The 19,997-nt window shown below is 40.6% G+C and carries 14 protein-coding genes; 1 reads left to right on the top strand and 13 read right to left on the bottom strand.

What is annotated here, in order from left to right; translation table 11 throughout:
• Positions 1 to 4: 4 nt before the first annotated feature.
• From urtD to EXE30_RS00425, 6 genes are all read right to left on the bottom strand, one after another.
• Positions 5 to 832, bottom strand: a complete 828-nt coding sequence (urtD, locus tag EXE30_RS00450) for an urea ABC transporter ATP-binding protein UrtD (RefSeq protein WP_130160732.1) — start codon at positions 830 to 832, stop codon at positions 5 to 7.
• On the bottom strand, positions 833 to 1,903 hold the full coding sequence (urtC, locus tag EXE30_RS00445) for an urea ABC transporter permease subunit UrtC (protein ID WP_130160731.1): 1,071 nt from the start codon (positions 1,901 to 1,903) through the stop codon (positions 833 to 835).
• Positions 1,904 to 1,907: 4 nt separating this feature from the next.
• Positions 1,908 to 3,542, bottom strand: a complete 1,635-nt coding sequence (gene urtB / locus EXE30_RS00440) for an urea ABC transporter permease subunit UrtB (RefSeq protein ID WP_130160730.1) — start codon at positions 3,540 to 3,542, stop codon at positions 1,908 to 1,910.
• A gap of 90 nt (positions 3,543 to 3,632) precedes the next feature.
• On the bottom strand, positions 3,633 to 4,910 hold the full coding sequence (urtA, locus tag EXE30_RS00435; RefSeq protein ID WP_130160729.1) for an urea ABC transporter substrate-binding protein: 1,278 nt from the start codon (positions 4,908 to 4,910) through the stop codon (positions 3,633 to 3,635).
• Positions 4,911 to 5,161: 251 nt separating this feature from the next.
• Positions 5,162 to 7,045 (bottom strand): DNA topoisomerase IV subunit B, encoded by a 1,884-nt coding sequence (gene parE, locus EXE30_RS00430; RefSeq protein WP_130160728.1) that lies wholly within the window; start codon positions 7,043 to 7,045, stop codon positions 5,162 to 5,164.
• 14 nt (positions 7,046 to 7,059) lie between these two features.
• A complete protein-coding gene (locus tag EXE30_RS00425; RefSeq protein WP_130160727.1) occupies positions 7,060 to 7,650 on the bottom strand; it encodes a YqiA/YcfP family alpha/beta fold hydrolase in 591 nt (196 codons plus the stop codon).
• A 262-nt stretch (positions 7,651 to 7,912) separates the two neighbouring features.
• Between EXE30_RS00425 and EXE30_RS00420 the strand changes: the two genes are divergently transcribed.
• Positions 7,913 to 9,259 (top strand): PGAP1-like alpha/beta domain-containing protein, encoded by a 1,347-nt coding sequence (locus EXE30_RS00420; protein ID WP_130160726.1) that lies wholly within the window; start codon positions 7,913 to 7,915, stop codon positions 9,257 to 9,259.
• A gap of 119 nt (positions 9,260 to 9,378) precedes the next feature.
• Here EXE30_RS00420 and EXE30_RS00415 read toward each other — a convergent pair whose 3' ends face one another.
• The 7 genes from EXE30_RS00415 to gshA form a co-directional block, all read right to left on the bottom strand.
• On the bottom strand, positions 9,379 to 9,843 hold the full coding sequence (locus tag EXE30_RS00415; RefSeq protein WP_130160725.1) for a hypothetical protein: 465 nt from the start codon (positions 9,841 to 9,843) through the stop codon (positions 9,379 to 9,381).
• 973 nt (positions 9,844 to 10,816) lie between these two features.
• The gene (locus EXE30_RS00410; protein ID WP_130160724.1) at positions 10,817 to 11,332 is read right to left on the bottom strand and encodes a hypothetical protein; all 516 of its coding nucleotides are present in this window, start codon (positions 11,330 to 11,332) and stop codon (positions 10,817 to 10,819) included.
• On the bottom strand, positions 11,316 to 13,748 hold the full coding sequence (locus EXE30_RS00405; RefSeq protein WP_130160723.1) for a hypothetical protein: 2,433 nt from the start codon (positions 13,746 to 13,748) through the stop codon (positions 11,316 to 11,318). The genes EXE30_RS00410 and EXE30_RS00405 overlap by 17 nt, the downstream gene beginning before the upstream one ends.
• Position 13,749: 1 nt before the next feature.
• The gene (locus EXE30_RS00400; RefSeq protein WP_130160722.1) at positions 13,750 to 14,280 is read right to left on the bottom strand and encodes a hypothetical protein; all 531 of its coding nucleotides are present in this window, start codon (positions 14,278 to 14,280) and stop codon (positions 13,750 to 13,752) included.
• Positions 14,281 to 14,283: 3 nt separating this feature from the next.
• Entirely contained in the window at positions 14,284 to 17,691 is a 3,408-nt protein-coding gene (locus EXE30_RS00395; protein WP_130160721.1) for a type VI secretion system Vgr family protein, read from the bottom strand.
• Positions 17,692 to 17,862: 171 nt separating this feature from the next.
• A complete protein-coding gene (locus EXE30_RS00390) occupies positions 17,863 to 18,369 on the bottom strand; it encodes a disulfide bond formation protein B (RefSeq protein ID WP_130160720.1) in 507 nt (168 codons plus the stop codon).
• Positions 18,370 to 18,387: 18 nt separating this feature from the next.
• Complete coding sequence (gene gshA / locus EXE30_RS00385) at positions 18,388 to 19,965, bottom strand: glutamate--cysteine ligase (RefSeq protein ID WP_130160719.1); 1,578 nt, start codon at positions 19,963 to 19,965, stop codon at positions 18,388 to 18,390.
• Positions 19,966 to 19,997: the final 32 nt, after the last annotated feature.

Genomic DNA, 19,997 nt, shown 5'->3' with positions numbered 1-19,997 from the left:
CCCCCTATCGTCCCAAATATTTTTCAATCACATCTTCATTGGCTTGTACTTCTGCCAATGTTCCCTCAGCCAAGATTGCCCCTTGCGCCAACACCGTAACTTTTTCACTGATGGTGTCAATGAAACTCATGTCATGTTCCACCACCACTAAGGTGTGGTTCTTTTTCAACTCTAAACAGAGTTCGGCTGTACGCTCAGTTTCGGCATCGGTCATGCCTGCCACAGGTTCATCCAATAAAATCAGCTTGGGACGTTGCATCAACAACATGCCAATTTCTAACCATTGCTTTTGTCCATGTGACAATAAACCTGCTGGCTTATGGATCAACTCTTTGAGACGGATTTGCTCCAATGTTTCATCTAAAGCCAGTTGTGCCTCAGGATCTAAACGACTGAACAAGCTTTGCTTGACGCGTTTATCACGTGGTGCAGCCAACAGTAAATTTTCCAACACTGTGAAGTTTTCAAATACCGTCGGTTTTTGGAACTTGCGTCCAATACCCGCTTCTGCAATCTGCTCGGTACTCATTTTAGCTAAATCATAGTTTTGCCCAAAAAATGCCGTCCCTGTAGTCGGTCGAGTTTTACCTGTAATTACATCCATTAAGGTGGTTTTTCCTGCGCCATTTGGTCCAATGATGCAGCGTAATTCACCCTCAGCAATATAGAGTGATAGATCATTCAAGGCGCGGAAAGAATCGAACCAAACACTGACATTCTCTAAGTACAGTGCGATACCGTGACTAAAATCCGCATCCTGTGTTTTGGTGCGTCCGTAGCCCTCACCAAGCTGACCGCCATGTTGCGCTGAATTGGTACTGACATCATTCATTTAGTTGCGCTCCTTTTTAAAACGGTCAAATAAACCAATTACCCCTTTAGGTAAAAACAAGGTCACCACGATAAACAATGCGCCTAAAATCAAGAGCCATGCTTCTGGTGCAGCGACGGTAAAATAAGTTTTTACCGCATTAATCAGACCTGCGCCTAAGATTGGACCAATCAACGTACCGCGTCCGCCTGCCGCGACCCACACCGCCATTTCAATCGAGTTGACAGGGTTCATTTCACTTGGGTTAATGATGCCAACTTGCGGCACATACAGTGCGCCTGCTATGCCTGCAATCACCGCGGACAATACCCACGCTGAAAGCTTGTACCACAACGTGCGATAACCTAAATATTGCAAACGGTTTTCACTGTCACGAATCGCACCTAGGACTCGACCATAAGGGCGGTTCATCAATTGACGTAACCCGATAAAACACAACATCAAGACCAACGCTGTGGTAAAGCACAGCGTGGCACGCATCGGTGCAGAGGTAATGTCAAAACCCAATAAGGTTTTAAAGCCTGTAAAACCGTTATTGCCACCGAAACCTGTTTCATTACGGAAGAACAATAACGCTGCTGCAAACACCATCGCCTGAGTGATAATCGAGAAATAAACCCCTTTGATTTTGGAACGAAAGGCAAAGAAACCAAAAATAAAGGCAACGATTCCTGGAACTAACACCACCAAAGCGATTGCCCACACAAAATAATCTGTTCCTGCCCAATACCACGGCAATTCAGTCCAACTGAGAAAGCGCATAAAATCAGGCAATCCATCCCCTGCAGATTGGCGCATCAGATACATACCAAAGGCATATCCGCCCAAGGCAAAGTACAAGCCATGCCCTAAGCTTAGAATCCCAGCATAGCCCCATACCAAATCCAGTGCCAAAGCCACCAAAGCCAAGCACATGATCTTGCCAATCAAGGTAATCCAGTAGGCAGATAGGTAAAATGCCGAATCAGGTGACAACAGATGCAACCAAGGGAGTATCAATAAAATTCCGAAACAAAAGCCAATGGCGACTGCGCTATAGGGTTTATCTGCAAATAAAGAAGTGATTTTCATTGGCTTACTCCACAAAACGGCCTTTGATGGCAAACAAACCTTGTGGACGTTTTTGGATAAACAAAATCACAAGTACCAGTAGAATAATTTTTGCCAATACAGCACCCATGCCGATTTCCAACATCGTGCCGCTAATGCCTAGACCGAGTGCTGCCAATACTGCGCCCCACACTTGTCCAACGCCACCAACCACCACCACAAGGAAGGCATCAATAATGTAGTTTTGTCCAAGATCAGGCCCAACATTGCCGACTTGTGCCAACGCACAGCCTGCCAGCCCCGCTAGACCCGAACCTAAACCAAATGCCATCATGTCAATCCGCGCTGAGCGAATGCCGACTGCACGTGCCATCTGACGGTTTTGCGTGACTGCACGAACGAACAGACCAAAACGTGTTTTATTCAGTAGGAAAATCAACAGAAATAACACTGCAACGGTAAACACAATAATCGCGATACGGTTATACGGCAGCATCAAGCTTGGCGTCAGTGCAATACCGCCACTGAGCCATGACACATTGGAGACTTCGACATTTTGCGCACCAAAAAACATGCGAACCAATTGCATCAGAATCAAACTGACACCAAAAGTTGCCAGCAGCGTTTCAAGTTGGCGACCATATAAGGGGCGAATCACCGTGCGTTCGATCAACATGCCGATCAAAGCACTCACTAAAAAGGCAGCGGGAATCGCGGCCAGTAAATACCAATCGACCAATCCAGCAAAATGGGTTTTAAAGAAACTTTGCACCACATAAGTGGTATAAGCGCCGATCATGATCAATTCGCCATGAGCCATATTGATCACGCCAAGCAATCCATAGGTAATGGCGAGACCAAGTGCAGCAAGCAATAAAATACTGGCGGTACTTAAACCCGAAAACACATGTCCAGACCACTCACTGGCCTGAATTCTGGTTTTAATTTTGCTCTTGGCATCAACCAAAGCGGCATGTAGTTCTTGATTGTTGATCGGTTGCGCTAGACTTTGTTCCATCAATGCCAATACATCAGGACGATTCGACTCAGCCAACACATTGACCGCAGCAATTTTTCCAAATACGTCAGTATCATTGAATTCTAATCGTGCTTTGAGCTGCGCCAGTCGGGCTTTGACTTTATTATTTTGTTCAGTTAAGTACAGTCGTTTAACCATCGCCAAATCGATTTCAGCTAAGTTATTTTCTAAAATATCCACCGCAGCCAAACGTTGTGATGCATCTTCAGAATCAAGCTTGACTTTGGCTTGCCCAAAATTGAGCGCCTTGCGTAAAGTATTGACCAAAGTAACTTGGGACAAATCGGCAGGCCAATCTTCCAATACCTGTTTAGCAGGGTAACTCAATAAGACCTCATCATTTTGTAAGATGTAAGTCTGTCCTGCACTATCGGTATACAACTCATTTTGGTCAATATACGCAACTAACTGATCAAGCTGTTCAATACTGGCTGGCCATTGATTCAGCATGGCACGGCGCGTGGCGAAATCTGCCTTCACAAAACTTTGAATCGCATCTTGAGTAGTTGTAGGCGTTACGATAGGAGATGTGGACGCCGAAGTACTTTGCTCTGCCCAAGCAAGACCACAAAAAAACTGTGCCATAACGCAGAGCAGTGCTAACACATAGTGTTTCGCCATATGACTCCCCTTTATTGAATCTATATTTGAATGGTTAAATCAAAAAAATGAAAAGAACCTACTGCATCAACAACAGGTTCTAAAAAGCTTTTATTTCGGAATATATGGGCTCCAAGGCTCTGCTGGAATGGTTTCAGGCGTTTTATAAACCACATCAAACTGACCATCGGCACGGATTTGTCCAATCATCACAGGCTTGTGTAAATGGTGATTGCTAGCGTCCATTTTTAAGGTATAACCCGACGGCGCAGCGAAGGTTTGACCTGCCATCGCCTCACGAACTTTATCTACATCTGTCGTGCCTGCTTTCTCAACAGCTTGTTTCCACATATTGATGCCGACATAGGTTGCTTCCATTGGATCATTGGTGACCACTTTATCGGCATTTGGCAATTTGTATTCCACCGCGAATTGTTTAAATTTATTCACGAATTCAGTATTTTTTGGATTTTTAATCGACATGAAATAGTTCCATGCCGCCAAATGCCCCACCAAGGGTTTGGTATCGATCCCGCGCAATTCTTCCTCACCGACAGAGAATGCCATCACTGGAAGCTCTGAGGCTTTAATCCCTTGGTTGCCTAACTCACGGTAGAAGGGAACGTTTGAGTCACCATTGATGGTAGAGATCACCGCGGTTTTCTTACCCGCTGAGAATTTCTTAATATTGGAAACAATAGTTTGATAATTACTATGACCAAATGGGGTGTACTCTTCCATGATGTCGGCATCAGCAATGCCTTTCGACTTCAAGAACGCACGTAAAATCTTATTGGTGGTACGTGGATAGACATAATCCGTGCCGAGTAAGACAAAGCGTTCAGCTTTCCCCCCCTCGTCACTCATTAAATATTCCACAGCAGGAATCGCTTGCTGATTCGGTGCTGCGCCTGTATAGAAAATATTTTTAGATTGTTCCTGACCCTCATATTGCACAGGGTAGAACATTAAGCCATTCAACTCTTCCACCACAGGGAGAACAGATTTACGTGATACCGACGTCCAACTTCCAAAAATCACCGCGACCTTGTCTTGGGTAATTAACTGACGAGCGCGCTCCGCAAACAACGGCCAATCCGATGCAGGATCGACCACCACTGGTTCTAATTTTTTACCGAGTACCCCACCATTGGCATTGATTTCATTAATGGTCATCAATGCCGTATCTTTCAGCGAAGTCTCAGAAATCGCCATCGTGCCTGAAAGGGAGTGTAAAATTCCGACTTTAATGGTTTCACCATCGGCTGGCGCAGCTGTGGTTTCTGTTTTTGTTTGTTCTGTTTTTTCTGCAGGTTTGGAACAGCCAACCAAACCCATCCCCATCATGGCTGCCATAAGTACCGACATTGACATCATTTTATTTTGCATCTTTGTTCTCCACAGATTGATATTGTGATTTCAACTGAGTGGAGTTATTCAATTTTCATGCCAACAAGTTAAATTATTGTTTTATATAAATATTAACCAAAAAGGTAAGAGAAAAATCCAATCTTGTATACAACATTGCATACAAAAAACACGCTGCGACCTAAAATGATGCATTTTTGTGCTATATATAAAAAGCCAAGCATCGTGCTTGGCTTCTATGAATCTCTAATTGTTCAGTGCGAGCTAAAATCTTAAACCACAATATCCGCTAAATTGCCCTTTTGCTCTAACCAATGCTTACGATCAGCCGAACGTTTTTTGGCAAGTAATTTATCCAACAAACTTGCGGTGAAATGAGCATCATCCAAATCTAACTGTACTAAACGACGTGTATTGGGATCCATCGTGGTTTCACGAAGCTGGCTAGCGTTCATCTCACCCAGTCCTTTAAATCGGGTAATTTGTGGGTTTTTATTGCCCTTCACTTTCTTCAAGATCGCTTCAAGTTCCTCATCATCAAGGGCGTAATGCACATCTTTGCCCACATCAATACGATAAAGAGGCGGCATCGCAACGAATAAATGACCTGCTTCGACCATAGTTGGAAAATGTTTAACAAATAGAGCGCACAGTAAGGTCGCAATATGCAAACCATCCGAGTCGGCATCGGCAAGAATACAGACTTTGCCATAGCGGAGTTCCGATAGATCATCACTGCCCGGATCAACCCCTATTGCAATGGCAATATCATGCACTTCTTGCGAGGCTAATACCTCATCCGAAGACACTTCCCACGTATTTAAGATCTTTCCACGAATCGGCATAATCGCTTGAAAGTTTTTATCTCGAGCTTGCTTGGCACTTCCACCTGCGGAATCACCTTCGACAATAAACAGTTCACTGTCTTCACGAGTCAAGCCGACACAATCAGCTAATTTCCCAGGCAATGCAGGACCCGCAACAATCTTCTTACGCTCAACTTTTTTCGCCGCTTTTAAACGACGTCCAGCTTTCGCAATCGCCATCTCAGCCAATTGCGTGGCAATCTCAGCATGTTGATTGAGCCATAAAGCAAAGGCATCTTTCACAATATTCAACACAATATTGGATGCTTCACGACTAGATAAACGTTCTTTGGTCTGTCCTGAAAACTGAGGTTCTTGGAATTTCAATGATAAAATAAAGTTGACACCATCCCAGACATCTTCGGCAGAGAGTTTCACGTTGCGCGGCAATAAATTACGTAGCTCACAAAACTCACGTAAGGCTTCGGTCACACCTGAACGCAAACCATTGACATGTGTTCCACCTTGCGCAGTTGGAATCAGGTTGACATAACTTTCCTGAATTTGTTCGCCACCCTCTACATTCCAACAAATCGCCAGTTCACATGCTGCACGGTCTGCTTTACCACTACTGACAAAGGCTGGTTCAGGTAAAATCTCACGATCCTCCAACTCATCCATCAAATAGTCAACTAAACCATTTTCAAACTGCCATTCGATCCGTTCATTATTAATCTTATCGTCGTAAATGATTTTTAAGCCTGCCGCTAAAACGGCCTTGGCCTTTAAATTATGCTTTAACGCTTTTAATGCAAACTTCGGACTATCAAAATACTTCGCCTCAGGCCAGAAGCGTACAGATGTTCCTGTCGCGCGTTTGGCGACTTTGCCTTCTAATACAGATAAAGGTGCAACAGGCTCGCCCTGCTCAAATGCCATTTGATACAAGTTTCCGTGGCGTTGTACTGCCACCTCAACTCGCGTTGACAATGCATTGACCACCGAAATCCCAACACCATGTAAACCGCCTGAAAATTGATAATTATCAGTACTAAACTTACCGCCTGCATGCAGTTTGGTTAAAATAATTTCGATACCACTTTGACCATATTCAGGATGAATATCGACTGGCATACCTCGTCCATTGTCCTCAACTGACAACGACCCATCTTCATATACCGTGACATAGACTTGATTGGCATGTCCTGCAAGCGCTTCATCGACAGCATTATCAATCACCTCTTGTGCCAAATGGTTAGGCCGTGTGGTGTCGGTATACATGCCTGGACGACGACGAACAGGATCTAAACCAGAAAGAACTTCAAGAGATTGTGCTGTATATTGTGTCACTTGGTCTGACTTCCTTATTGAATCGCTGCCGATAGAAATTCGAGTACTAACGCTAATCTTTCTTCAAAATCATCCATTGCATGACTGCCACCAGTGTCAGTGAAAATCAAAGAGGACGGTTGTGCTGCACTATAATAACGTTGTGCCTGATGATAATCCAAGACTTCATCGCCTTGTTGCAATAGCACTAAAGTTTTATCGGCATTTTTTAGCTCTACTTCAGCAATCGACTGTAATTGTTGCAAGTGTTCGGCATTGAGTGTCCATGACTCGGTGATTTTGAGAGGGATTTGATCAATCCCGAATAGCGTTTGAAATAGCTGCCATGGTTGCATAGCTGGATTGATCAATACAGCAGGACAAGCATACTTGGCGACAAAATACGTCGCATAAAACCCACCTAAACTACTCCCTACCAAAACCACTTGTTCTTTGGGTTGAGATTCAATCAGTTGAGAAACCTGCTGAATGACTTGCTCAGGAGACTGGTTCAAATCTGGCAAATGTACTTGAATATGATCGTAACCTGCACAGTATTGTCTCAATTGTTGCCCCTTTTTTGACATCGGGCCACTACGAAAACCATGTAAATAGATAATTTGCATATGCACCAAAATAGACAGCAGCTTGACAGATAGTGAAATAAATCACATTATTAATCATAATTGATAAACAAATAACAATATAATTTACATATAACCCTTAAATTGTCCGACATAAAAACCGATACTATGCACCGTTCATCAGTATTCTAAAAAAATTACGGATGAAACAGCAAAAGATAGAAGCGTTTGTTGTAGTTTATCTAAACAGTATTAGGTTCATAAATTCAACCCTTCGGTATATATCAAGGATGAGGAAATCAATATGCCAAGTTTAACACCTCTGCATGAAACCTACTGTAAGTGGGACAGTACCCCTCCCAGTCAGGCAGATGCTTTGGAAGGTTTGGCACAGCTCGTCAGTACCAGTTTGAGTGGGGTACACGAATTGATGCAATTGGTACAAACTGAAGTGTTACGGACAACGCTCGGTTTAAGTGCACAAAAAGCCAAAAAATTACAAACGCACCCACAACTACAGAAATTCTATCAATTCTCTTATGTCGCCATCCAAAAGTATGGTCGTAGTTTTCTTGCACCAAACTTGCGCAAAGTAATTGAAAAATTTCCTGCTCTACATGATAAACCGCTCACCCCTACCTTACATTTTGCGGTGGGTGCACTTAATGGGATCTTTGGTGATTTTTTCTTGAAGCAACATAATCCAATGGCTTTGCCGATGGTGCTTTATGATCACTATGGATCTTTACAACAAGGTGAACTCACAGGTCGAGTGGTGATTTTAGCGCATGGTTTATGCATGAATCATTTGACGTGGTCGAATAATCGTTATGGTGGTATTGGTGAGCGTTTACTGGCTCAACGCGATAACAACACCATGTTGTATCTTAACTACAATACTGGGCGACGCATTTCCGCTAATGGACGTAGTTTTGCCAGCGTACTTGAAGACTTGATCCAACGTAATCCACGTATTACCAGTATTGACTTGATTGGACATAGTATGGGGGGATTAGTTTCTCGTAGTGCATTGTTCTATGGAAAACAAGATCTCTGCCAATGGGTACACATGGTTGAAAACTTGGTGTGTATCGGTTCTCCACATCATGGTGCAGCACTGGAACGTTTTGGTTTTATTTTACAAGACAAGATTGGGGCATTCCCGTTTATTAGTCTTATTGGCCAATTGGTCAATATTCGCAGTAACGGTATTTTAGATCTGCGTCATGGTAGTGTTCGTGATGATGATTGGGAACATAATGATGCACGTATTGGTTTTGCAGATGACAATCGCAAACCAGCGCCTTTACCCTCACATATCAATACCTTCTTAATTGCAGGTACATTAGAATTCGAAAAATTACGGACTAAAGCACTCACTGTGATCGGAGATTATTTGGTCAGTGTAAAGAGTGCGTTAGGTGAACACCCAAATCCTCGTTTTCAACTTAAATTACCTGATACGCATAAAGCGGTGTTCTATGGTTTGAATCATTTTGAGATTCAATACCATTCAAGTGTAGCTGAACAAATTACGCGTTGGCTCTATCCTGATGTCAGTGATAAAGTTGAACAAGGTGTTCAAACGCATCTGATTAATGTGCCAAATAACTATACCTTTGATGATTTAGAAGGGATTGTTGAGACTTAAAGTAAAAAGCTTGGCTGTAATAGCCAAGCTTTTTTAAATATATTCGGGATATTTGACGCCAAATTTCTTTTTGCTTTACAGTATTTTGCTTATAAAACAGTTTATTTTAAACAGTAACTCTATGGTGCATTAGAATTGCGTATATCCAGCATTTCATTACAGTATTTAGAATTAGAATAAACGAAAATCCGCTGGTTTTGATTTTCCACTAAAATGGCATCTTTATCATCACCAAAGGCATTTTTAGACACATCACATTTATAAGATGGCAGCTTAAAATTCTTTATGGCTTCACATTTTGGTTCAGCAGAAGCTTCATCAAAACCATACCATTCCGTAATATTTTTATTGAAACAAGAGATTTGAGCTGTTTGATCAGTTTTTTCCGTTGTAACTATTTTATCTGTACCCTCTTTTGTCTCATCTACTGCTAAAGCTTCGCTTGCGACACTGGGTGGTTGTTCATGTACTTCTGTATGCATTACTTTTTGTTCATTATTTAAACCATCTTGTATTTTATCCTGACTTTTATCACTACATGCAATTAGAGTGCTTATAAAAATTAAAATATAAATATTTTTCATGAAAAAATGCTCATAATGATGCGCTATCTAAAAATGGAGTAGGATCGATTAAATCCGAACGCCGTTTATAAACACTTGTACCGTTTAAAGTGCCTTTATTATTTGGATCTGAGTACATTTCCAAATGCAACATCATACTCAGAACTTTTATTCAAAGCTTCCCCACATATTTGAAGTATATATCCTTGTTACTATATTATTTTTATTAACATCGAAATTAACTCCTACGTCATCAATAGTTACGTTCTTCGCCCCATAACACTCTTCTATGTAGCTAATACCCTTATAAGCTTAAATAACAAACTGACCATTAACTTTTTTTACTTTACTCCAATTCCCACTAAAAGTAATCTCTTGGACTTCATGACAGTTAATTATAAACTCTCTCTAACTTTTAGCAGAATGATTAATATCACAACCTATTTAAAATAATTGAAAGTAATAGTCTCTGATCCATTTGTTCTCTTAGGTACCTCCCATCCTCTATAAAAAAAACTAAATAGTGTATTTGCTACATTTTTGCCATCTTGTGTGATCGTTATATTAAAACTATGTATTGACAGTCGTACTTTTAAGGCTTGATTGTTGATTGCTTCATCAAATTTGAAATAAGCAGTTTATTAAATCAAGCTGATCAGAATTATTTAAACCAAGTAGCTAGTCACTTAATACGAGACTAAGAAAAGCTCTAGATTGGCAAACACTATTATAAAAATTTGTCCAATTGATTGATTACCCATCTAGCTTTTAAATCTGTCGCACTTCATGTTTAGATTCGCCTCACTATAACGTGCATATTTAATAAGGGTTTATTGATAAGCTTAACGAGGCTAAGTACTAGATAACATCAATAAAATAGTAAAATTTAAAATTGTGGCATGATCTTCACAAACTCAACCAAAATATTAATAGGTATTGATAAACTCTTATCTGACAACTTCATACGAAGTCACTAGATAAGAGTTTAAGAAACCTATATGCAATCCATTAAAGTTCCTATAGATATCGATGTAACAATATCTGAATCAACAGTATACTTTAAACCTAACTCTTGATTTTGGTCACTCCAAAAATAGACAAAAATATTTTCGCCTGCTACACCATTTTCATTATCTTCAACTTCAGGTTTTAGATTTGAAGGGTGTTTTTTATAGATTTGATCCATATGATCCCCTATAGCAACACCATAAGGAGATAAAACACCTTGCTTTGAGGTTCTTATAGTTGTAATTAACCCATCACTAACTTCATAACTTATCCCATTATCAGAATTTACTTCTTTAGCTAAAAAACAGCCATCAAAGTCTTCTGTATATTTCTCTAATTTAGCACTGTCAAAAGCACTATTTACTTTTATACCATTTACACCATCTAGTTCAAATTGAATATTTTGTGCCTTTATATCAGTTTCCTTTTTTATGTCGCCACTACAGGAAATAAATAATACTCCTACTAAAATTAACCAGAACCCTTTAAATATCTTCAACATTATAACTATGCCTTCCTATGTGTAAATGATGATGGTGACCATCCCAATAACTAGTACCAGGTACTTTAGCCGTGCCACCAACTTCTTTAGTACCTGTTAAAAAAGTACCAAACCCAAATTTCCTTAGTATCTGTACAAATTTTGTATTCGCAGCCATATCAAAAGTAGAGTAATTAGTCCATACAGCTCCATTCTTATGAACTCCATTAATGCCTAAATATCTAAAATCGCCAGCTTCTCCATTAATATGACTAGTGCTGGGTCTAGCTGATTTAGCATCGATTGTACTAAAACCACTCCCAACAAACTCTTCATTACCATAATCAATAAGTGCCCCTAACACTGCGGCCATTGTTATACCATTTAAATAGTATCTATGACTGTCACTTATTATAGTCCACTTATAATTAATAGCATCACTTCTATAATATGTATGTTTTCTTTGATCGATAAGATAAACATTACCCCCTACAGTTACATTGCTCTTCCCTCTTTTTGGAGCAACAATAAATCTAGACTTCCCCAAATTATGAGCGCCACCATTCTGATCATAATAAATAAACTCTGCATACCCCGTTGCAGCTCTATTCTCTCTTTTAATTTTTCCATTATGATAAATATGATAACGAGTTGTATCACTGGTTACAGGTGCTTGACGACTCACTGTGGTGATCGGTCGACCACCATTTTGTGTATAGCTATTATTTTGTCGGGCTTGATTATTCTTATCCGCTTCGGTTTTAGCTTTTTTTCTTTCCTCCTCAGCTTGTTTTTCTTTCTTTTCGGCAGCTTCTTTTTGCTGTTGCTGCAATCTCGCTGTTTCTGCTTGTTGTTGTTTTTGTTGTTCATCCGCTACTTCATGTAGTCTTGATGCTTTTACTGCACTTGCATTTACAATAAACCCTTTAGTTACAACAGACTTTTCAACTCTACTTGGAACCAAATTTTTACCTTTGACTCCAAAGCCAAAAACAAAGCCTGTAAGCATTTTTACAGTAATAATCCCTGATGCATTTGTTCTTTTAGGAATCTCGCGCCCTCTATAAAAAATACTAAACAATGTGTTTGCTACGCGTTGACCGTCTTGAGTGACGCTTATACTAAAACTATGTACAGGTAACCGTACTTTTACGGTTTGATTATTAAGTGCTGCATCCACTTTAAAATGATGAATCACTTGTTTATATCCATCCCCTTCTACAGAAACCTCAATATCCTGACCTTCTTCTGCAACAACTCCTTGTCTTACACCATTGTTATTTGCGGTATGCTTTTTAATATTCCCTTTGTACGTGAGGAAAAAATTCATATTCGGAATAGGTTTCCCTGAATCACCTTCCACGATTTGAACGTTGAATTGAATATCTTTTAATGCGGAAGTTGAGTCTACCGATGGCGAAGATGGTGCAGCTTGCTCATTCCTCACTTCTTGCGGAGTCTTATTGGCTTGTGGTTTTGGCTGAGGTGAATTTTCTGCTTCTAAGGTTGCTGGATAACTTGAAACCGTGAAATCACTTAAGGTAGCTTTCTGCTTCTCATTGGCTTTTTGGAGGATGCTATTAGACTCTTTTCCATCCGCTATAATTTTTATTTCTGTATTCGGATGACGAACAATAACTGGAAGCTTGCCATGCTCATCGCTTTTTACCCTTACTCGCGATTCACCAGATACATATTTCCCATCATAACGCGAAACTAATACCACTTCTTTATTTGCTAAAGCACTTTTCTCTGAGTCAGTTAAACTTATATAAATCTTTCTTTTGCAACAGATTTCTAAATCAAAATGGTTAAACATTTCGATATATTTACTGATATGTGTGCCATTTCCATCTATTTGATTTGACCCCTGAAATTTTGGAATGCCCAAAAAAGCACCCAGCCCCCCAATGCCAACTAAATGCATACCAGCTATGGCGCCTGACTCTGAAACTTCAATACCTTGAATCGTTCTTCCAAAATACTCATTTAGATTATTATTTCTCAATTGATTACATAAATAACCAATCCACTCCTTAATAACTTCATATTGAATTTGAGGATTTCTCAAGAAGTCTAGCTTTGAGTTTATATTTCTTTTACCAGACCATTTACCAATCCAATTATTTGAATCAAATTGACTCTGCCATCTTTTCCGTATAGGCGATTTTTTGTCAGCACCTTTAATATCCTCGTACGATATTCCGTGGTCTCCCAAATAATAACCCAAATCATATAAAGCTTCTTCCCCAAATTGAAACAACCCCATATAACCGGACCCATTTACCTTATTCGCAGCACGAGTATTTATGGGGTGATCTATTGACAAAGAGAGATCAGATGAAGACTCTTTAAAACTTACTGCCTCAATAAAACCTGCTAAATTATTTTCAAAATTCTTGGTATCATTTTTATCAAATTTAATTGTTTTTATCATTTTAATTCTCTTTATACCAATCATTGGTCTTATAAAAACTCATACTCACAGATGTATTATTTTTTAAATAGCTATTTAGAACGTATCTAGATTTATCATCCACACCAATACTAGCACAACTTAAAACAACACCTGAGCGAGCACCTTCTTCTGAAGGAGCAACTATTTTTCTAAAATAAGCAAAAGCATTTTTATTATCATATGCGATCCATACATCATCTTTGTCTTCCTTGTAATTTGCATTATAAATATAATATTCTTTATGGTTATACAAAACCTTAGAGCAAATACCAGTTGACATCCATTGATTATTTTTCCGTTTTAAATTCAGTTGATCTAGCAGTTTGAGTCGATTCTGGCTTGCACTATTTTGACCGAACTCCCAGACATGCTCACACTCAACTTCCCCTAGAACTTTAATCTCCACTACTGGCTCATTCCAATATTTTAAGCATTGTTTAGAGCTCTCTGCATATAAACTCACACTTTGCAATAAAACCAATGAGCCAATAAATACTTTAGCTATTTTCATTTCTTAATCCCCACATCCAAATTGCTTAAAATCATGTTCTAAATTCGATTCATCTGTAGCGTCTATTTGAGCATGTTCACAGTCATCATGATGGTGTTCATCGCCACCGCAACACGCCTCATCCGAGCTGTGATTTTCGAGCATCGGCTCTTCTACCAATAGCAACTTATCTGCACTTTCTTTGTCTTTTCCAAGTAAAACAACTTCGATTTGGTCAGGGTTGTCGCTAAAGATTCTTCGTGTTCTCGCTCCATCATCAAGCACACCCACATATTCTGTTTTCTTCGCGCGATTAATCACCTTATAAAGAAAACCTTCTTGTAATAATTCAGGAGAAACCAAACCACTAAAATCAAAACGTCGGCTGTACACCCCACTCTTTGGCATGGTCGGTAGCTCAGCATTGACAACTGCACCACTCTCAAAGACATGCTGTCCTGCCTTAACCTTGAAATTACCGCCAGTATTTACAAATACCCCATCCTTATTAATCTTAAGCTGCGAGCCTCCTGCCTTTAGGTCGATTTCGATTGGACTGGTAATCTCGATCTTTTCTTCTGTCGATATAATCTTGATCACCCGACGGGCAATTGCTTCGATCATGTCATCTTGTGCTTGTAATTCAACTTTTCCTTTGGCGGCATAGGCTCGTATTCCTTTTTGGGCTGCAAACAAGCTGATTTTGTCTTGCGCATGCCCAATAATATTTTTCTGGGCACTCAAATTGATGGAACCACTGGCACTTTCTGCAATGTCTTGCGAGGCTTGTAAAATAATATTCTCAGGTGTGGTCAGCGCAATTCCATTCGGTGAGGCCAACAGCATCAATGCTTGTCTAAAGATTTTTCCTTGGGCTTGTTGTTTGCTGTCCTTACTCTTTTCTAAGTCTTGGGTATAATTTTCCATAAAGCCTTGCAAAGAACCCAATGCTTGTAATGGACTGACCTTTAAACTGCTGCCTTTACTAAACGTTCCACAGCTACTCATCAGATCAAAGTCTTTAATATCGACATTCGCAAGGACTTGTCCGACTTCTTTTAGACCTTCAAAGGGGTTGTGTTGAATCTTATCTTTGAGGGCTGCTAGTTGTCCTTTGACAATATCTGCACCGTGTTCTTCAACATTTTCAATAAACGTTTTAAGATTCTCCACTGCATCTTTTGCATCTGCGAAAAATGCATTAAATTCATCAACAATGGCTTTACTATTTCCACCAAGCGCACCAATATCACCAATAAAACCACCACAATCTTTTAAAGCATTTAGCGGATTGCTTTGCATCTCATTTTTAAAAAGATTTACGGTATTGTTTAATGCCTGTCCTTTGGTTTTTAACTCCAAAGACTGTATAAATTTGGGTAAACGTTCAATGACATTGAGCGCATCGGCTTGTTGTTTGTGAGCAATGTCACTTAGCATTTTCATGCTTTCAAAACCTTCAGTCAGCAATGATTGCGCTTGGGCTGCTTCCAAGTGATCTGCGATCGCTTGTTCTTGTGCATAGGTACTGATCAGCATACCTTTACCTGCACGTACCGCGCCCCAAGCATCCGTTCTGAGTTCAAAACCCTCACCACGTCCTGCACTGTGTGCTTGTTCTTTTGGATGGCTTAAATGCCCTAAGTTCAGTTGAGTTGCAGCATGACTACTTTGTAATTGGGTACTAATCTGCCCCGTGGTATCGTCAAATCTGAGTTGGTTGAATCCTCGACCATCGACTTCTTGACTACGAATACCACTGAGTTTTTTGGTATCAGGGAGTTGCCCTTTGATATCGAATCGAGTCGGTGAACGCTGCGCCTCATGGATTCGCCCCGTCACAAAGGGGCGATCAATGTTGCCATCAAAGAAATCAATCACAACGATCTCACCTATTCGCGGCAGGAATCGCGCACCATAGCCTTCACCCGCCCAAGGTGTCAGAACATCCACCCAAGCGGAGTCGGTATCGTTGTCATTGGTGCCAGCGCCACCATCATGACCATGATCATCGGCACGAGTAAATAGAAAGCGTACTTTGATCCGTCCCCATTCATCCACATGAATGGTTTCACCTGCTGGGCCTACCACCTTTGCTCGTTGAGGATATGCAATGGGACGATGTTGTAAGGGCTGATATTCAGGTACGGTGGGAATATGACGGCGTTGCAGTGTGAGTTGGTTGCCTTGACGTTCTTCTAACATTGAGTGACTCAACAGAGGTTGCCAATGACTCTGCTGTAGCAATTGCTTGACCTGTAAGTTCAACTCTTTAGGTAAGTTATTTTGGTTATAGAACTGCTTCGCCGTAATGAGGAAGTTTCTATCCGCACTGGCATGCTGGTCAATTTCTGGGTGTTGTTTGAGTTCAAACCAATAACCCACATGCGCATCACGAACCGTGGTATTGGCAATAAATTGTTTTGCCTGCGCACTATGGTAATTGCTCAGTTGTTCATTGATGCGTTCGATTTGATGATTGCCTGAGGTACTCGCACCATCCTCACCATTCAGATCTTGTATCCATGCAGGCGTGAAGTGCCATGCATCCTCTAATCCTAAACTTGCATTGTCATAGTGATCACTGTGTCCGTGGGTACTTTGGACACTGCCTGCGCCATCTTCTTGATCAAGCGCATCCGCTTGCCAACGTTGGATATGCACCGTGGTCGGTTGCAAGCTACGTTCTGCAACCAAACTGGTCATGCTGTCATATTGTTCTGTAGCACTACTACGGTGGTAACGAATACTATGGCGCTCAAGCGCTTGGTAGTGGTTATTGTCATCAATCAGTCGGAGTTTTTGCGCTTGAATTGGAGATGCACTGAACGGAACAAGATGCTGAGCTTCATCAATTAAGCTATTGATCGATTCAGAAGCCAACAATCGTTGAATGAACATTGAATCGAGTTCATTGTGCTGCATGGTAAAGGGACGAACATCATAGTCTTTGCTAAGCCCACTGAGATCTAATGTCAAACTCGCTGCAAATAGAGGACTACGTTGTTGCCACTCTTTAAATAAAGTCTGAACAATTTCAACCACCGATTGGTTCATAAATACCCGGCTATTACGGCGTTTTGTCCATAATGATGTGGCATCTTGCATGGTGAGACGATAAAGCGTAAGTGCTCCATCACTTTGACCTTGAGCTGCCGCGGTAATAATCCCTGTGCTGCGCGCCAATTGTCCAGTATCAGTGACCTGATCGACTGCAACAGTACATCCAATAAATTTTTTAAGCGGAATGCTCGCATTGGTAGACAGGCAAATGAGTTCTGACGTTAGCCCTTGATTTAAAACATGTTTTCCAGATATTAGCTGTAAGAACACCTGCGCCGTTAACATCGGATCTGCAAATTGGACGTGTATCGCACGCTTCTGTGCATTTAACCCCAGTTTTTCTAATACATTAAATATATTCAAAAGCATTTTTTATGATCATAATTTTAAGAATCGGTTGAACTTTATAAGAAAAATACCTTTCTGTACATAAAAAATAGTTGTTTTTATCTAAAAATATATCCAATTGATTTAAAAGAAAAAGCCCCTAAATATTGATATATATTCAGGGGCTTTTTAGTTGTTTTAAAAACTCTATGGTTATTGTTTAGCTGTACTATATTTTCTAAAAAGCTGCCATAAACAAATCAGCAATATCAGACTGAAATAAATCAATGACCATACTGGTAATGACTGACCCAAGAAACTCCAATCGACTAAAGCACATTCACCAGAACCAGAAAGCACTTGTTGCAATACTGTTTTCATGGGCAAGACATCAACCAAATAATCCAAACCTGGACCACAACTTGGAACCTGATCAGCTGGTAAGTTTTGCAACCAAACATGTCGTGCTGCAACACCCACCGACCAACCAATCGCTAATGTCGCCAGCAATGCATAAAAACGTTTAAATACATTTGAAATCGGGTTATGAATGAATGCAACCAGTGCAATCAATCCCATTCCAATTAGACCTACACGTTGAAACACACACAATGGGCAAGGTTCCAATCCTTGCACATGCTCTAAATACAACGCGAACGAGAGTCCGATAATACTGGTCAGTACCAATACTGCACTGACCAAACGGTAATTCCATCGCATAGGAAGTCCTCAAAAGATTTAACGGTATTGTGCAAGATATTGTTCAAAACTCGTGTCATTTTCTTGTTCAAGTTGCCACTGTTTTTGCAACGACGTTTGCGCTAAATGTTCAAAATATTGCTGTCTTTCTGCACTGAGTTGATGCTGGTCATAACAATCTACATGCTGTTGAGCCATGACACTACCAAAGTTCCATGTGCCACCATGCTGTAAAGTATCTTTGATCACTTGTGCTGAAAGGGTATTTTCAACATCATTTAAACGCTGTTGCATGACATAAACAGCATCCTGATAAAGAGAAGTACCATCCATTTGATCTAGTGTCGCGGCACAAGTATGAATTTCGCTTAAATGTTGCTGTGCCCAATCCTGAAATGACACTGTTAGATGCCCTTCTTTGATCTGGGCATCTGCTGCACGCCCTCGATTGACCACTTCAGTTTGATTTTGATCAATCTGATCTTGTTCGTCAGACCATAGATCAGGACTTTCCCGCAATAAACAATACAAGGCCAGACTTTCTAAGAACCCTGCTGTGGTTTCATCAATCCCAATCGCACTATAGGGATTCACATCGACCGCACGCAGCTCTACATAACCCACACCACGATTCTTCAATGCTTGCGAAGGGGTTTCACCCGCTTGAGGCACTTGCTTTGGACGCACTAGACTGTAGTATTCATTTTCAATCTGTAAAACATGGTCATTGATTTGAATCGGTTCACCTGCCTCATCATTCAAACCTAAATCAGTAAATGCAGGATATGGCGTATGGACGGCCTTTTGTAATCCATCTAAATAATCATGCAAATCGTTATAATAAATCCCCAACTGCTTTTGTGCTGAGTTTTGGTAACCCAAACGTCCCATACGCAAGGCAGTTGCCTCTGGTAAGTACAAGGTTCCTTTGACCAAAGGCTGTAAATGGTGGTTACGCCCTGTTAAAAAGCAACGACAGACCGATGGACTTGCGCCAAGCAAATACATCACCAAGGGAGTCATGCGAATAAAATTTCGGATCAAGGCAAAATAACGATGGCTTCGATAATCTTGCAAACTGAGTTGTTTTAGTTCTTCATTTTTTTCATGCTGCTGCAAAGTTGCAAACAACTGATCAGGAAAAGATAAATTATAATGTACACCTGAAATGGTCTGCATCCGACGACCATAACGTACTCCCAAACCATGACGATAAAGCGTTTTAAAACGCCCGATATTAGACGTGCCATACTGAGCAAGTTTTATATTTTCTTCATTGTCATCCAGCATACAAGGCATGGAAAGCGGCCACAATTTCTCACCATCTTCGAGTTGCTGGTGCACCACCTGATGAATATCGCTTAACTCATTTAATGCAGCGGCAATGGTATTGTGTGGCGTGGTAATGAACTCCATTAACGCTTCTGAATAATCAGTCGTAATATGGGGATGTGTGAGTGCTGAACCCAAAGCTTTTGGATGGTTTTTTTGTGATAAAAATCCATTGCTTTGCATACGCAAACTTTCACGCTCGATACCGCGTAACATACCGTCTAATTGTGAGGCATTTACCCAAGTCGGTACAATAGCGGACGAAAGTGTGCAAGGTTGGTTCATAATTTATATGCTCGGTTATTCAAGATCGGCCA

The organism is Acinetobacter halotolerans, from assembly GCF_004208515.1.
Taxonomy (GTDB): Bacteria; Pseudomonadota; Gammaproteobacteria; order Pseudomonadales; family Moraxellaceae; genus Acinetobacter; species Acinetobacter halotolerans.
This window is presented reverse-complemented; position numbering and strand designations above follow the sequence as displayed.

Excerpts from the sequence above, each read along its gene's own strand:
- EXE30_RS00395 (WP_130160721.1), bottom strand. The coding sequence starts at position 17,691 with ATGCTTTTGAATATATTTAATGTATTAGAAAAACTGGGGTTAAATGCA.
- EXE30_RS00425 (WP_130160727.1), bottom strand. The coding sequence starts at position 7,650 with ATGCAAATTATCTATTTACATGGTTTTCGTAGTGGCCCGATGTCAAAA.
- urtD (WP_130160732.1), bottom strand. The coding sequence starts at position 832 with ATGAATGATGTCAGTACCAATTCAGCGCAACATGGCGGTCAGCTTGGT.
- EXE30_RS00390 (WP_130160720.1), bottom strand. The coding sequence starts at position 18,369 with ATGCGATGGAATTACCGTTTGGTCAGTGCAGTATTGGTACTGACCAGT.
- urtB (WP_130160730.1), bottom strand. The coding sequence starts at position 3,542 with ATGGCGAAACACTATGTGTTAGCACTGCTCTGCGTTATGGCACAGTTT.
- urtC (WP_130160731.1), bottom strand. The coding sequence starts at position 1,903 with ATGAAAATCACTTCTTTATTTGCAGATAAACCCTATAGCGCAGTCGCC.
- EXE30_RS00415 (WP_130160725.1), bottom strand. The coding sequence starts at position 9,843 with ATGAAAAATATTTATATTTTAATTTTTATAAGCACTCTAATTGCATGT.
- EXE30_RS00405 (WP_130160723.1), bottom strand. The coding sequence starts at position 13,748 with ATGATAAAAACAATTAAATTTGATAAAAATGATACCAAGAATTTTGAA.
- EXE30_RS00410 (WP_130160724.1), bottom strand. The coding sequence starts at position 11,332 with ATGTTGAAGATATTTAAAGGGTTCTGGTTAATTTTAGTAGGAGTATTA.
- gshA (WP_130160719.1), bottom strand. The coding sequence starts at position 19,965 with ATGAACCAACCTTGCACACTTTCGTCCGCTATTGTACCGACTTGGGTA.
- EXE30_RS00420 (WP_130160726.1), top strand. The coding sequence starts at position 7,913 with ATGCCAAGTTTAACACCTCTGCATGAAACCTACTGTAAGTGGGACAGT.
- EXE30_RS00400 (WP_130160722.1), bottom strand. The coding sequence starts at position 14,280 with ATGAAAATAGCTAAAGTATTTATTGGCTCATTGGTTTTATTGCAAAGT.
- urtA (WP_130160729.1), bottom strand. The coding sequence starts at position 4,910 with ATGCAAAATAAAATGATGTCAATGTCGGTACTTATGGCAGCCATGATG.